Below are 14,137 nucleotides of genomic sequence, written 5' to 3'. Positions count from 1 at the left end.
GTGACTTCGTCCCTCGTCGCTGGCCTCCGGCGACGAGAAGCCGAAAGCGAACGAGGAGCCCTCAGTCCGTGGCCTTGCCCAGCCGGTCCGCCTTGCGGCGCACCAGCATCGACCGCAGGTCGTGCATCGCCAGCAGCAGCGCATCCGTGACCGCCTCAAGCTGGGCATCCGTCGCCCGCGATTGCGCCCATTGCGTCGTCAGGTTCAGGTGATCGACCGTGCGCAGGATGTCATCCACCTCGCGCGCCGCCAGCTGGGCCTGGCGCGCGGCAAGCCACTCTCCGATCGCCGCCCGGTCTGCCGCCGTAAGTTCGGCCTCGCCATGCGGCTTGATGTTGCCGTTCTTCACGTTGACCGTGGCGATTTCGACCATCTCGATCCGGCGCTGCCGGTTCTCGGTCCCGACGCGGAAGACCACCGCCCCGTTTTCGCGCACCCGGAAGTAGTAATCGGGAAGATCAGCGGTCATTGTTGCGAAATGCCTATGTCAAACACGTCGGGACAACCCCGGCGTGCAGGATGCCATTCCTTCCCGAGCCAAGCAGAATCGTCAACCCTGACATCAGACCAGCGCGGCGCAGAAGGCCTGGATGCGCGCGCAGGCCTCGCGCAGCACCGCATCGCTGGTGGCATAGCTGACCCGGAAGTTCGGCGAGACGCCGAAGGCCGCGCCGAACACCACGGCCACCCCGGTTTCCTCCAGCAGGGCGGTTGCGAAGACCTCGTCATTGGAGATCACCGTGCCCGCGGGCGTCGCCTTGCCGATGAGGCCCGAGATGTCGGGATAGACGTAGAAGGCGCCCTCGGGCTTCGGGCAGCGGATGCCCGGGGCCTGGTTCAGCATGCCGACCACCAGATCGCGCCGGCACTGGAACACCCGCCGCCAGTCGGCCAGAAACTCCTGCGGGCCCGACAGGGCCTCCAGCGCGGCCCACTGGCTGACCGAACAGGGGTTCGAGGTCGATTGCGACTGGATCGTGCCCATCGCCTTGATCAGCGCCACCGGGCCGCCGCAATAGCCGATCCGCCAGCCGGTCATCGCATAGGCCTTGCTGACGCCGTTGCAGGTCAGCGTGCGGTCGTAAAGGCCCGGCTCCACCTCGGCGGGGGTGCAGAATTCGAAATCGTCGAAGACGAGATGTTCGTACATGTCGTCCGACATCACCCAGACATGCGGGTGGCGCATCAGGACATCGGTCAGCGCCTTCAACTCGGCGCGCGTATAGCCCGCGCCCGTGGGGTTGGACGGCGAGTTGAAGATGAACCACTTGGTCCTTGGCGTGATCGCGGCCTCCAGCTGTTCCGGCGTCAGCTTGAAGGCGGTCTCGATGCCCGCGACCACGGGGACGGGCGTCCCCCCGGCCAGAAGCACCATGTCCGGGTAGCTGACCCAGTAGGGTGCGGGGATGATGACCTCGTCGCCGGGGTTCAAGGTCGCCATCAGCGCGTTGTAGAGGATCTGCTTGCCGCCGGTGCCGACGGAAATCTGGGCGGGCGTGTAGGTCAGCCCGTTCTCGCGCAGGAACTTGGCACAGATCGCGGCCTTCAGCTCCGGGATGCCGTCCACAGCCGTGTAGCGGGTCTTGCCCGCGTCGATCGCGCGCTTGGCAGCCTCGCGGATATGTTCGGGCGTGTCGAAATCCGGCTCTCCGGCACCCAGGCCGATCACGTCGCGGCCCTCCGCCTTCAGCTGTTGCGCCTTCGTGGTAACGGCGATGGTGGGCGAGGGCTTGACCCGCGCCAGGGTGTCGGAGAGGAAGGCCATGGCCGCGCCTTTCGGTGGTGGAGTTTCGATCCGGCGTGACTTAGGCTGCGGCCCGACAGGGTTCAAGCAGGAACGGAAACCAGATGGACGAGACGGCCGAAGCGCGCCTGAAACGAATGCGGATGCGGTCCTGGCGGCGCGGCACCAAGGAAATGGACCTCGTGCTCGGCCCCTTTGCGGATGCGCATCTGGCCGGGCTCTCCGCCGCCGATCTTGACCTTTACGACGCGCTTCTGGCCGAGAACGACCAGGACCTGATGTCCTGGATCCTCGGCCAGTCCGCCGCCCCGCCGGCGCTGGCCGGGCTCCTGGCCCGGATCGCGGCTTTCGCCGAAACGCGGCTCAAGGCAGGAAACTGACCAAGGTTCTCGGCAAGTTTACTGAATGTTTGCGGTTTGTGCCGAATCTGTCGCTGTGCGAACGGTGGAGAAACGGTATGACAATCTATGCCCCGGTGCTGGATGGGTCGCAGAAGGCCTTCCTGTCCTGCTATCTTGACAACCTGGCCCTGGTCGAACGGCTGCACCGGCTGCTTCTGGACGTGATCAAGGATGAATTCGAACGTCTGGGCATGCTTGAGATCAATTCGGTCCAGGCCCTGCTGCTGTTCAACATCGGCGACAACGAGGTCACGGCGGGCGAGTTGAAGTCGCGCGGCTACTATCAGGGCTCGAATGTCAGCTACAACCTGAAGAAGCTGGTGGAACTGGGCTACATGCATCACCAGCGCTCTGAAATCGACCGCCGCTCCGTGCGGGTCCGGTTGACCGAGAAGGGCCGCCAGGTGCGGGCGGTGCTGGCCGAGCTGTTTGCCCGCCATGCGGAAGGCATCGAGCGGCGCGCGCTGATCGACGCCTCGGGGATGGATGAGATCAACATGGCGCTGAAGCGGATGGAGCGGTTCTGGACCGAACAGATCCGCTACATCTACTAGGCCAGGGTCCGACGGCGGCCGAGGCTGGCCGGGCTTGCGGCGCGACTGGCCATCGGGGCGCGGCCCGAAACCCCGCCACAGCGCAATGACCCGCGCCCGGGCTGGCAACGGCATCGGGGCGGGAAACCGGACCGTCCGGGCGCGCGCCTGCTGCCGCGAGGCGAGGGCCGATCGAGCAGGGCCGACCGAGCAGGACCGACAGAGAAGGCCCGACAGCCGCAGCCCGCAACCCGCGCGCCGAAGGACGCGGGCCGGGGAAAGGCGGACAGGCAGGTCGACGGGTCAGTTCACTTTGCGGGCGGGCAGGAAGGGCAGGGGGGTGACCGGCAGGCCCTCTTCGATCAGCGCCCTTGCCTCGTCGGGTCTGGCCTCGCCATGGATCGCCCGGCCCGGCGCTTCGCCGGCGTGCATGCGGCGGGCCTCGGCCGCGAAGTTCATGCCGACATATTCCGAGTTCTCCTCGATCTGCCGGCGCAGCGCGGCCAGCTTCTCTTCCAGTTCGGATGCCGGGGCGGTCAGATCGGGACGACCATCGCCCTCACGCAGGCCGGCACCGTGGGCCTTGCGGGCAGGCCGCACGGCCGGTGCCATCAGGTCCTTGCGCACCTCGGTCGACCCGCAGACCGGGCAGGCGATCTGTCCCGCCGCTTGCAGCGCGGCGAAGGCGTCGGCCCCCTTGAACCAGCTGTCAAAGCCGTGGTCGTTCCTGCATCGAAGACTGTATCGGATCATCCCGCGCCCGCCTGTTTCTGGCGAAACCACTAGCTAATCAGTCCGGCAGAAAGTTCAATGCCGGCGGCGCCCGTCACGTTTGCGCTTCGGTCCCCAGTCCGCGCCCTCCTCGGCCGCGATCGGCGCGGGACGTCCGTCCTCGGGCGGCGTGAAGCCAGCGATGATCCTTGCCAGTTCGGGTTCGTTTACCAGTGCCGCCGCCTCTGCCGCCGGGAACCACTGGCGCCGGCGTTCCTTCGCTTCGGGAAAGCTGTCGGCCAGCCGGAACACCTTCATTCCGTAGACCGCGACGGCGCAGGGCACCGAGGCGTCTGCGCCCAGCAGCTTCTGATAGCCGAAGCGCCCCAGGCAGAGCGGGCTGATCCGGCCATCGACCCCGGCTTCCTCCCAGGCCTCCTGCGCGGCGGCAGCTTCGGGCGCAAGCCCGGGCATCGGCCAGCCTTTCGGGATCACCCAGCGTCCCGTGTTCCGGCTGGTGATCAGCAGCACCTCGATCCCTTCGCTGCCCTCACGCCAGCACAAGGCCCCATACTGCACTTTTGCATGCCCCGATCCGGCGCCCTGCGCCCCGAACTTTTCTTGCCAACTCATTCCGACATCCACCTGACCGCCCGTTCACCGGCGCTGGCCGCTGCTCGATGTTTACCTTTCAAATATGGCATGACCGGGGACGAAATCACAGTGCTTTCGGGATTATTTGACGCGCGGCGGACCCGAATTATCTCTCCCGGCGCAAGATGCCGCGAAAGGAGGCGACATGATAAGGCTCATCTTCTGCCTTCTGGCCTGGATCACCCTGTCCCCGGCTTTCGCGGGCGAAAGCTTCCGCTTCGCTTCGATCGACGGCGGGGTGATCGACCTTGGCGACTGGCGGGGCAAGCCGGTCCTGGTGGTCAACACGGCCTCGCTTTGCGGCTATGCCGGCCAGTTCGAAGGGCTTCAGGCGCTGCACGAGCGGTTCGGAGACCGGGCCCTGATCCTGGCCGTGCCCTCGGATGACTTCAACCAGGAGCTTGCCGACGAGGCAGCCGTCAAGGAATATTGCGCCCTGACCTTCGATCTGACCCTGCCGATGACCGAGATCACCCATGTCAGGGGCGCGGCGGCGCATCCGTTCTATGTCTGGCTGCGCAAGGAGACCGGCTTCGTGCCGCGCTGGAACTTCAACAAGGCGCTGATCGGCCCCGATGGAAAGGTCGTGGCCACCTTCGGCGCCCCGGTCGCGCCGGAAAGCGCCGCCATCGCCGGACGGATCGAGAAACTGCTCCGATGATCGTGGCGCCGCCGCCCGTCCTGGCCGGGCCGGGGGCAGGCCCGCTGTTCATCGGGTCGGACATCTATCGCCGCTCGTCCTATGGCCAGGCGCATCCGTTGCGGATCCCGCGCGTCTCTACCGTGATGGACCTTGCCCGCGCCCTGGGCTGGCTGCCGCCCGAACGGTTCCGCAGCAGTCCGCGCGCCAAGCCGGCCGCGCTGGCGCTCTGGCACGAGCCGGCCTATGTCGCGGCGCTGCAAGAGGCCGAAACCCTGGGCGCGGCCTCGCCCGAGATGCGCGACCGCTTTCACCTCGGCACCCTGTCGAACCCCGTCTTCCCCGAGGTCTATCGCCGCCCCGCCACCGGGGCGGGCGGGGCGATGCTGGCGGCCGAACTGCTGGCCCGGACGCCCGGTATGATCCATGTGCCGGGCGGGGGCACGCATCACGGGCTTCCGGGGCGGGCGAACGGGTTCTGCTACCTCAACGACGTGGTGCTGGGCATCAAGGTTCTGCAAGGCGCTGGCCTGTCCCGCATCGTCTATGTCGATCTTGACGCGCATCATTGCGACGGGGTGGAGCTGGCCTTTGCCGCTGATCCGGGGGTGCGGATGATCTCGGTCCACGAAGAGGGGCGTTGGCCCTTTACCGGCGCGCTGGAGGATCGGGCAGGCGGCAGCGCCTTCAACCTGCCGGTTCCCAGGGGTTACAACGACAGCGAGGCGCGGGCCGTGCTGCACGGGTTGATCCTGCCGCGGGTGGCCGAGTTCCGCCCCGAGGCGCTGGTGCTGCAATGCGGGGCGGACAGCCTGCGCGAGGACCCGCTGTCGCGACTGGCCCTGTCGAACCGCGCCTATCTGGAGGCGGTGCGGTCGCTGCTGCCCCTGGCGCCGCGCGTGCTGGTGCTGGGCGGGGGCGGCTACAATCCGTGGTCGGTCGGCAGGCTCTGGACGGCGATCTGGGGGCTGATAGCGGGACGCGAGCTGCCGGACCGCCTCCCGGAGGCCGCGCAGGCGGTGCTGCGGGGGCTGGGCTGGGGCGGGGGCGGCCGACCGGTGCCCCAGCCCGAGATGTGGACGACGCTGCTGGACGCGCCGCGCGAAGGGCCGGTGCGGGAGGAGATCCGGGACCGGCTGGCGGTGCTGGCGCGGCGATGATCCGGGCCTTTCTGGGCATCGACCTGCCGCAGGCCGTGCGCGGGGCGTTGCAGGTGCAACAGGTGCTGATGCCGCTGCCGCGCAAGGTCGAAGCGCAGAACCTGCATCTGACGCTGGTGTTTCTGGGCGAATGTCCCGAGCCGGTGCTGGACGCCGCGCACGAGGGGTTCGACGCCCTGCGCGAAAGGCGGTTCACCCTGTCTTTGCAGGGGCTGGGGCTGTTCGGCAAGGCCAGGCCGCACACGGTCTGGGCCGGTGTCGCGCCTTCGGCTCCGCTGACCCATCTGCAAGCCAAGGTCGAAACCATCGCGCGCCGCGCCGGGTGCCCGATCGACGCGCGCAAGTTCGTGCCGCATGTCACGCTGGGACGGCTGCCCGCGATGGACCCCGCCGACATCGCTCGCCTGGAGCGGGCGGTCGCAATGGGCGCAGGGTTCCGCAGCGAGCCCTGGGAGGTGACCGAGCTGACCCTCTGGCGCAGCCATCTGACCACGCGCGGTCCGCAGTACGAGGTGCTGGTCCGCTATCCGCTGGGCTGAGCCGCCCGTTGCCCTGGTCGTCTTGACAGGCGCGGCGGGCTGACGCACCACGGGCGGCAACGATGGAGACCCCCATGAAGATCGCCCACCGCGAGATCGGCCCCGGCCACCCCCCGCTTGTCATCGCCGAGATCGGCATCAACCACGGCGGCGACCTTGCCGTGGCGAAAGAGATGGTGCGCCTGGCCGCAGGCGCGGGCTGCGAGATGATCAAGCACCAGACCCACATCATCGAAGACGAGATGACCGAGGAGGCGAAGTCGATCTTTCCGCCGAACGCCGATGTCTCGATCTGGCATGTGATGGAGCGCTGCGCCCTCAGCCGGGACGAAGAGGCCGAGCTGAAGCGCCATACCGAAAGTCTGGGGATGATCTGGATCTCCACCCCGTTCAGCCGGGCGGCGGCGGATTTCCTGGAAACGCTGGACGTGCCGGCCTACAAGATCGGCTCGGGCGAGGCGGACAACCTGCCCCTGATCCGCCACATCGCGCGGAAGGGCAAGCCCGTGATCCTGTCCACGGGGATGCAGACCATCGAGACGATTCGCGCCAGCGTGGAGATCCTCGATCAGGCCGGGATCGACTATGCGCTGCTGGAATGCACCAACCTCTATCCCAGCCCGGCCGAGATCGTCAGCTTGCGCGGGGTGACGGAACTGCGCGAGGCGTTCCCGAAGGCGGTGGTGGGGTTCTCGGACCACTCCATCGGGCCGGAAATGGCCTTGGCCTCGGTGGCGCTGGGGGCCTGCATCCTGGAACGGCACTACACCGACACGCGCTATCGCAAGGGGCCCGACATCATCAACTCGATGGACCCGGCGGAACTGCGCTTCCTGATCGACCGGTCGAAGGAGATCTGGATCGCGGCGAACAACCCCAAACAGCGGTCCGCGCCAGAGGAGGACGTCTATCGCTTTGCCCGTGGGTCCGTGGTCGCCGACCGCGACCTGCCCGAAGGCCATGTGATCGGCGAGATGGACATCTGGGCCCGGCGCCCCGGCAGTGGCGAGATCGCGGCCTATGATTTCGACAAGGTGGTGGGCAAGCGGCTGAAGCGCGCGGTGACGCGGAACACGCAGCTGAAATGGGGGGATCTGGGGTGAGAGGTGCAGGCGGGAGCCGGCCAGAGTTCGTGATCCTTGATCCGCGCAAGGAAAAGCGGCGGCTCATAGCAGAGGTTCTGGAACCCGTCGGTAAGCTGAAATGGCTGCGCCTGCCGCCAATCTCAGTGCATCGCTATCCTGAAACGTTCGCTAGGGCCGAACTTGCTGCCAAGGCCGCAGTTCGCCTACCGAAGTCGGGGTTGGGCGGCTGGATGCAGCGCCGAATTTATTCCTGGCAATACAATGGCACCCGTGCCCTGCTGGAAAAGCGACCGGAGGCGGTCGCGGTGGTTTGGAACGGGCTGAACGGGACACGGCGCGCCTTTGCAGAAGCTGCGCGTGATGCAGGCGTCCGCACATTGTTCTTCGAGCTGGCACCCTTTCGCGACCGGGTGACTTGTGATCCACGGGGGGTAAACTTCGCCAATTCGCTGCCACGAGAAATCCGGCCCTATTTGGACTGGGCAGCCCGCAGCGGTATCGCGCCCGATACCTGGAAAGCCGAGCGTGCGCGCATTCGTCAGCGCAAGCCTCTGCGTCCCGCTGTTGCGCATAACACGGCGAGCAGGGCTGAAGGCCTGACAGGACCTTTCCTTTTTGCGCCTCTTCAGGTTCCGGGCGATTCCCAGCTGCGCCTCTTTGGCGGTGCCTTTCGCACTGTGCCCGACTTCATTGCTGCCCTGGTGAGTGCGGCTGATGCGCTTCCCGAAGGTTGGCATCTTCGGATCAAGGAACACCCGTCCGCCGAGAAATCCTTTGCACATCTGGTCCGGGGCGCGCGTGTCGTGCTGGACAATGACAGTGACACTTTCGACTTGGTGGCGCGGTCAGCGGGTGTCATCACAGTCAATTCGTCGGTAGGCTTGGAGTCCATGTTCTTCGACCGTCCAGTCATCGCATGCGGCCAGTGCTTCTGGGCTATCCCCGGAGTCGCCGAGATCGCAGCCGACCCTTCCGCCATTGCCCGCAAATTTGCAGAAGCGCCAGGACTGGGGTTCGATCCTGCTGCGCGGGCGGCGTTCCTCAACTTTCTGCTTGGCGAATACTATATTGCGACGGACAACAGCGATCCCGCGCGATCGGACAAAATTATGGCTCGACTGGAGAAGGCGTGGCCATGATCCCGCGCTGGAAACTGCGCCGCGAGCTGGTGCGAGCGAAAGATCGCCTTGCCGCGATGACTGGCAGTCTTTACGAACCCTTCCTTCAACGCCGCCACGACCGCTGGCGAGCTGCTCGGCCAGTCCCAGTTGAACTGGGGGTGCCATTCACCGGCAAGGTCGCCATCTTCCTTATCTACCAGCCGAACCGCATCGCCCCCTCCATTCTGGTAACGCTGCGCTGGCTGGTGGCCAACGGCTACGCGCCGCTTGTGGTCGCAAACAGCCCGATTCCCAACGTGGACCGTCCGGCGCTTGAGGCATCGTGCTGGCGGCTCTTCGAACGACCGAACTTCGGCTACGACTTCGGCGGGTACCGCGACGGTGTGCTCTTGCTGGAGGCCTGGGGCGTGCGGCCTGACAGGCTGATGATCCTGAACGACAGCGTCTGGATGCCGCAGCGCGCGGACTCGACACTCTTGCGAAGACTGGAAGAAGTCGACGCTGATCTGGTGGGCGGGACGATGCATGGTCCGGCAGGAAAACGGCGCGGACATCTGGAGTCCTACCTGTACCTCATCAACCGTGGTTGTCTGGAAAATCATGCATTCCGCCAGTTCTGGTCGCAGTACCGATGCTCGAACGCGAAACAGAATGCGATTCGGCGGGGCGAACGGCAGTTCACCGCCGAAATGCAGGCGGCTGGAGCGAGGGCTGAGGGGCTCTTCTCATTGGAGCGGTTCTTAGGGACGATGGCTGAGCAATCGGTCGAGGTACTACGGAAGACGCTCGACTACGCGTCCTACGTCGAACCCGAACATGCCGAGGAGCGCGATGCCCTTCTGGCGGGGTTCCAGCCCAGCGAGAACTGGAAAAGCCGCGCACTGGCGCATCTGGACCGGGCCGCGCGCCGCCGCCGTTTCAACGCTGTATTCATTTATCCCTGCGACTGCCTGCTGGGCATGGACTTCGTGAAAAAGTCCACCGGATCGGCGGGGCTGCTTGGCTTGTCATTGCATCACGAGATGCGAAAGGCCTATCTGCGTGCTGTTGCCGCAGGCGACTTGCCACCTCTGGCTCCTGAGGTGCGGTTAGAGATGGAGAACTCCGTGCGCAAGTACATCCAGAAAGGTGAAGGACGCAGATGAAGAATCCTCTCGCCTCAGTCACTTACCCGCTTCGCAAGTTTCTCTCGCCGCTGAACTTTCGTGGTCTGAAAGTCTCTACAAATGGCACGCATGTCTCGCGTGGGGTCTGGAAGGCGGTCTATCGTGGCACCTATGAGTTGCCCGAGATAGAGGCGCTTTTCGGACTTCTGCGACCGACCGACCGGCTGCTGGAACTTGGTACCGGGATGGGTATTGTGTCAGGCCTTGCCGCGCTGGCGCATCCACAACTTCAGGTCATCAGTTACGAAGCCAACCCCGTCATGATCCCGGTAATCGCCGAACTGCACCGGCTGAACGGCATTTCCAATGTGCAAGTGAACAATGCCGTGCTCACTCGTACCAGTACTGCCGGCATGCGCGACTTCTACCTGAAGAAGTCCTTTGCAGTCAGTTCGCTGTTGCCAAACAGTGATAGCGATCAAAGGTCGATAAAGGTGGCCGAGCACCGCATTGAGGATGTGCTCATGGACTTCCGACCGGATGTGCTGCTCTGCGACATTGAGGGCGGCGAGGCAGAGCTTTTCCCCGGATTGGACCTGACTGGCTTACGTGCCGTTATCTTGGAGCTTCACCCGTCAGTGATCGGCAGGGTTTCTGAAGCCGCAATCTACGCTTCACTCGCGGCGTCTGGGCTGTATCCGCGCATCGAACTGTGTTCTGGAACGGTTGTCGCATTCGAGACGGTCAGTCGGAAAGTTGAAGCTTCCGCATGACCCGCCACCTCCTCTTCCTCACCGGCACCCGCGCCGATTTCGGCAAGCTGGAACCCCTGGCCATCGCCGCCCGCGATGCCGGGCACCGGGTCACCTTCTTCGTCACCGGGATGCACCTGCTTGATCGCTACGGCCTGACGGTGAACGAAGTGCGGCGGCTCTCCGGGGTGGGGGTGCATGAATTCCTCAATCAGCGCCCCGGCGATCCGCAGGATGTGATCCTGGCCAAGACAGTCATGGGCTTTTCCGACTATGTCACCGAAAACCGCCCCGACCTGATCGTGATCCACGGCGACCGGATCGAGGCGCTGGCGGCCTCGCTGGTGGCGGCGACGAACTACATCCGCTCGGCCCATGTCGAGGGCGGCGAGGTCTCGGGCACCATCGACGAGGTGTTCCGGCACTGCTGCACCAAGCTGTGCGCCTGTCACTTCGTGTCGTCCGAGGCGGCGGCACGGCGGGTGATGGCGCTGGGGGAACCGGAAGAGACGATCCACATCATCGGCTCGCCGGAACTCGACTTCCACGCGCGGCCCTCGGGCGTGACGATTGACGAAGTGCGCAGTCGCTACGAAATTCCCTTCTCCGACTATGGGATAGCGGTCTTTCATCCGGTGACGTCTGAACAGGATTCCATCGGTGCGCAGGCCGCCGACCTTTTCGGCGCCCTGGAAGCCTCGGGGCGCAACTTCGTGGTGATCGCCCCGAATAACGACCCCGGCTCGGCCGAGATCTTCGCCGTGCTCGACCGCCTGCCGAAGGACCGGTTCCGGGTGCTGCCCTCGATGCGGTTCGCGCATTTTTCCGAACTGATGAAGAACGCGGCCTGCATGGTGGGCAATTCCAGCGCCGGCGTGCGCGAGGCGCCGTTCCTGGGCCTGCCGTCGCTGGATGTCGGCACGCGCCAGACCAACCGGGCCGAGGCACCCTCGGTCATCGCCTGCAAGGCCAGCGACCGCGCGGTGATCCTGGACTTCCTGGCCGGCCATTGGGGCCGACGGGACGCACCGCACCAGGGCTTCGGCCAGGGCACGGCTGCCGGGCGCTTTGTCGAGGCGCTGGCCCGCCCCGAATTCTGGCAGCGCGATCTGCAAAAGGCCTTCCGTGACTGATCCGACCGGCCCCGGCCTGCGCGCCTATCTTGCGGCAAGCCATCTCATCCCGCTGGCGGCACCGTCCCTCCTGCGCCGCCGACTGGTGCGCGGCAAGGAACTGACCGACCGCTGGCGCGAGAAGCTGGGCGAACCCGGCCTGCCACGCCCCGAAGGACCGCTGGTCTGGCTGCATGCCGTGGGCCTGGGCGAGACGCTGGCCCTGCGCGGCCTGATCGCGGCCATGGCGGATCAGGCACCGGGAGCCGAGTTCCTCGTCACCTCGACCACACGCGGATCGGCCGAGGTCATGGCCGCGAACCTGCCGCCCCGCACGCGGCACCAGTTCCTGCCGCTGGACGCGCCCGGCTATCTGCGGCGGTTCCTTGATCACTGGCGGCCCGCGCTTTCGGTCTGGGCCGAACAGGATCTCTGGCCGGGTGCCGTCGTCGCGACCGCGGCACGGGGCATCCCGCTGGCGCTGGTGAACGCCCGGATGAACGCGGCCGCCTTCGCCCGCCGCCGCCGACTGCGCGGCCCTTTTCGCGATATGCTCGCCCGCTTCCGCCTGATCGCCGCGCAGGACGAGACGACGGCCCGGCACCTGCGGCAGCTTGGGGCGCCCGAGGTCCAAGTGACGGGATCGCTGAAGGCCGCTGCCCCGCCGCTGTCTGCCGACCCCGACGCGATGGGGACGCTTCGGCAGATGTTGTCCGGCCGGCCAAGGGTTCTCCTCGCCTCCTCGCATCCCGAGGACGAGGCGGTGGCCCTGACGGTGCTGCGCGGCATGGCGGACCGGCCCTTGTTGCTGATCGCGCCGCGCGAGCCGGCGCGGGGGGGCGACATTGCCGCGATGGCGGCCGGGCTTGGCCTGCGCGCGACGCGGCGCAGCGCGGGCGAGGGGCCTTCGGGCGAGGTCTGGATTGCCGATACCCTGGGCGAGATGGGCCTGTGGTACCGGCTCTGCCCCGTGACCCTGATCGGCGGCACCTTCGGGGCGACCGAAGGCCACAACCCCTGGGAGCCGGCCGCACTGGGCTCTGCCATCCTGCACGGGCCCCGGGTGGCGCATTTCGCCGCCGACTTCGCCCGGCTGGACGAGGCGGAGGCGGCGCTGGAGATCGGGGCCGAAACGCTCGGGCCCGCCCTGCTGGCCGACCATGCCGACCGCGCCGCCCGGGCGCATGCGCTGTCGCAGGCCGCGCGGGACAGCCTCGCGCCCCTGGCGCGCGAGCTTCTGGTGCTGGGGGGGCTGGGATGAGGCTCTGGGTCTTTCTCAGGCTCTGGTCGGCGCTCTGGCATCTCGGGCTGCCCGTGGTCCTGGCCTATCTCTGGTGGCGCGGGCGGAAGGATCCGCTGTATGCCCGCCACATCGGCGAACGCTTCGGCCGCCATGCCGAACAGTCCCCCGGGGCGGTCTGGGTTCACGCGGTCAGCCTGGGCGAACTGCGCTCTGCCGTGCCGCTGATCCGCGCGCTGCTTGATCGGGGCGAAAGGGTGGTGACCACCCATTTCACCCCCGCAGGCCGGCGCGAGGCCGACCGGGTCTTCGCCGCCGACATCGCCGCCGGCCGGCTGACCCCGGTCTGGGTTCCCCTTGAAACCTCATGGGCTTACGCCGGGTTCTTCGATGCTTTCCGCCCGAAACTGGGCCTGGTCATGGAAATCGAGATCTGGCCGCGCATGATCCTTTCCGCGCGCCGGGCGGGCGTGCCGCTTTATCTCTGCAACGCGCAATATCCCTCGGATTCCATGGCGCGCGATGCCCGTCTTGGCATCCGCCCGGCCCTGATGCGGCTTTGCACCGGGGCATTGGTCAAGTCCGGGCTTCAGGCGCAGCGCCTCGCTGCGGTGGGCGTCCCGAACCTCACCGTTACGGGTGAACTGCGCTTCGACCAGCCGATCCCGGCCGAGCATCTGAAGGCCGCCGGCCGCCTGCGCCCGACCCTCGGTCCGCGCCGGGTGATCGCCTTCGCCTCGGTGACCGAGCCCGAGGAAGCGCTGTTCATCGCCGCCGCACAAGAGATCCTGTCGGTCCGCACCCCGCCCGTCATCCTGTTCATCCCGCGCGCGCCGGAACGGTTCGACGCCGTGGCGCGGGCGCTGGCGGCGAAGGGCGTCCTCTTCGACCGCCGCAGCACCCGCTTCGACCACAGCTTCGCGCCGCGCTCGCAGGCGCCGATGGATGTGCTGCTCTGCGATTCGCTGGGCGAGATGTATTTCTACCTGGGCTTGGCGGACCGCGTGGTGGTGGGGGGCGGCTTCCAGCCGAAGGGCAGCCACAACATCATCGAGCCGCTGGCCCTGCGGAAGCCCGTCCTTGTCGGTCCGCAGATCCAGACCATCGAATACCCGGCGGTCGAGGCCATCGCGGCCGGTGTCTGCCATCAGACGACCGCTGACCGACTGGTGCAGGATGTGCTGGCCTGGCCTGATCCCGATCCCGAAGCGATCAGCGCCTTCATGGCGGCTCATTCGGGTGCGACCCGGAGGACACTGGCGGCATTGGAGCCGCTGCTGTCGGATCCTGACTCCGGGCTGACAGGCAAGAACCAGCCGGCTTTCCCTTGACCCGATCC

Annotated in this window: 16 protein-coding genes; 12 read left to right on the top strand and 4 right to left on the bottom strand. The window is 66.7% G+C overall.

What is annotated here, in order from left to right; translation table 11 throughout:
- Positions 1-61: 61 nt before the first annotated feature.
- Entirely contained in the window at positions 62-469 is a 408-nt protein-coding gene (locus G8O29_RS00465) for a hypothetical protein (RefSeq protein WP_166401270.1), read from the bottom strand.
- Between the two features lie 93 nt (positions 470-562).
- Entirely contained in the window at positions 563-1,765 is a 1,203-nt protein-coding gene (locus G8O29_RS00460; RefSeq protein WP_166401269.1) for a pyridoxal phosphate-dependent aminotransferase, read from the bottom strand.
- 83 nt (positions 1,766-1,848) lie between these two features.
- Here G8O29_RS00460 and G8O29_RS00455 point away from each other — a divergent pair, with 83 nt between their 5' ends.
- Positions 1,849-2,124, top strand: a complete 276-nt coding sequence (locus G8O29_RS00455; RefSeq protein ID WP_166401268.1) for an FAD assembly factor SdhE — start codon at positions 1,849-1,851, stop codon at positions 2,122-2,124.
- A gap of 77 nt (positions 2,125-2,201) precedes the next feature.
- On the top strand, positions 2,202-2,699 hold the full coding sequence (locus G8O29_RS00450) for a MarR family winged helix-turn-helix transcriptional regulator (RefSeq protein WP_166401267.1): 498 nt from the start codon (positions 2,202-2,204) through the stop codon (positions 2,697-2,699).
- A gap of 282 nt (positions 2,700-2,981) precedes the next feature.
- Here G8O29_RS00450 and G8O29_RS00445 read toward each other — a convergent pair whose 3' ends face one another.
- Positions 2,982-3,431: a DUF1178 family protein gene (locus G8O29_RS00445; protein ID WP_166401266.1), complete on the bottom strand. Its 450-nt coding sequence runs from the start codon at positions 3,429-3,431 to the stop codon at positions 2,982-2,984.
- A gap of 54 nt (positions 3,432-3,485) precedes the next feature.
- Entirely contained in the window at positions 3,486-4,022 is a 537-nt protein-coding gene (locus tag G8O29_RS00440; protein WP_166401265.1) for an NUDIX hydrolase, read from the bottom strand.
- A 166-nt stretch (positions 4,023-4,188) separates the two neighbouring features.
- Here G8O29_RS00440 and G8O29_RS00435 point away from each other — a divergent pair, with 166 nt between their 5' ends.
- The 10 genes from G8O29_RS00435 (at position 4,189) to G8O29_RS00390 (ending at position 14,129) form a co-directional block, all read left to right on the top strand.
- Complete coding sequence (locus tag G8O29_RS00435; RefSeq protein WP_166401264.1) at positions 4,189-4,704, top strand: glutathione peroxidase; 516 nt, start codon at positions 4,189-4,191, stop codon at positions 4,702-4,704.
- Positions 4,701-5,843, top strand: a complete 1,143-nt coding sequence (locus tag G8O29_RS00430; RefSeq protein WP_166401263.1) for an acetoin utilization protein AcuC — start codon at positions 4,701-4,703, stop codon at positions 5,841-5,843. Before G8O29_RS00435 ends, G8O29_RS00430 begins: the two co-directional genes overlap by 4 nt.
- On the top strand, positions 5,840-6,382 hold the full coding sequence (thpR, locus tag G8O29_RS00425; protein ID WP_166401262.1) for an RNA 2',3'-cyclic phosphodiesterase: 543 nt from the start codon (positions 5,840-5,842) through the stop codon (positions 6,380-6,382). Before G8O29_RS00430 ends, thpR begins: the two co-directional genes overlap by 4 nt.
- Positions 6,383-6,456: 74 nt before the next feature.
- Positions 6,457-7,485: an N-acetylneuraminate synthase family protein gene (locus tag G8O29_RS00420; protein ID WP_166401261.1), complete on the top strand. Its 1,029-nt coding sequence runs from the start codon at positions 6,457-6,459 to the stop codon at positions 7,483-7,485.
- Positions 7,486-7,514: 29 nt separating this feature from the next.
- Positions 7,515-8,606, top strand: a complete 1,092-nt coding sequence (locus G8O29_RS00415) for a capsular polysaccharide export protein, LipB/KpsS family (RefSeq protein WP_166401260.1) — start codon at positions 7,515-7,517, stop codon at positions 8,604-8,606.
- Positions 8,603-9,733: a rhamnan synthesis F family protein gene (locus G8O29_RS00410; RefSeq protein ID WP_166401259.1), complete on the top strand. Its 1,131-nt coding sequence runs from the start codon at positions 8,603-8,605 to the stop codon at positions 9,731-9,733. Before G8O29_RS00415 ends, G8O29_RS00410 begins: the two co-directional genes overlap by 4 nt.
- A complete protein-coding gene (locus G8O29_RS00405; RefSeq protein ID WP_166401258.1) occupies positions 9,730-10,467 on the top strand; it encodes an FkbM family methyltransferase in 738 nt (245 codons plus the stop codon). Before G8O29_RS00410 ends, G8O29_RS00405 begins: the two co-directional genes overlap by 4 nt.
- Positions 10,464-11,579: a UDP-N-acetylglucosamine 2-epimerase gene (gene neuC, locus G8O29_RS00400; RefSeq protein ID WP_166401257.1), complete on the top strand. Its 1,116-nt coding sequence runs from the start codon at positions 10,464-10,466 to the stop codon at positions 11,577-11,579. Before G8O29_RS00405 ends, neuC begins: the two co-directional genes overlap by 4 nt.
- Entirely contained in the window at positions 11,572-12,819 is a 1,248-nt protein-coding gene (locus tag G8O29_RS00395) for a 3-deoxy-D-manno-octulosonic acid transferase (RefSeq protein ID WP_166401256.1), read from the top strand. The genes neuC and G8O29_RS00395 overlap by 8 nt, the downstream gene beginning before the upstream one ends.
- Positions 12,816-14,129 (top strand): 3-deoxy-D-manno-octulosonic acid transferase, encoded by a 1,314-nt coding sequence (locus tag G8O29_RS00390; RefSeq protein WP_166401255.1) that lies wholly within the window; start codon positions 12,816-12,818, stop codon positions 14,127-14,129. Before G8O29_RS00395 ends, G8O29_RS00390 begins: the two co-directional genes overlap by 4 nt.
- Positions 14,130-14,137: the final 8 nt, after the last annotated feature.

Origin of the sequence: Rhodobacter calidifons (assembly GCF_011174775.1) — a bacterium.
GTDB classification, from domain to species: Bacteria; Pseudomonadota; Alphaproteobacteria; order Rhodobacterales; family Rhodobacteraceae; genus Tabrizicola; species Tabrizicola calidifons.
Note: the sequence above shows the minus strand (reverse complement) of the source record. Positions and strands in the feature narration are given on the sequence as shown.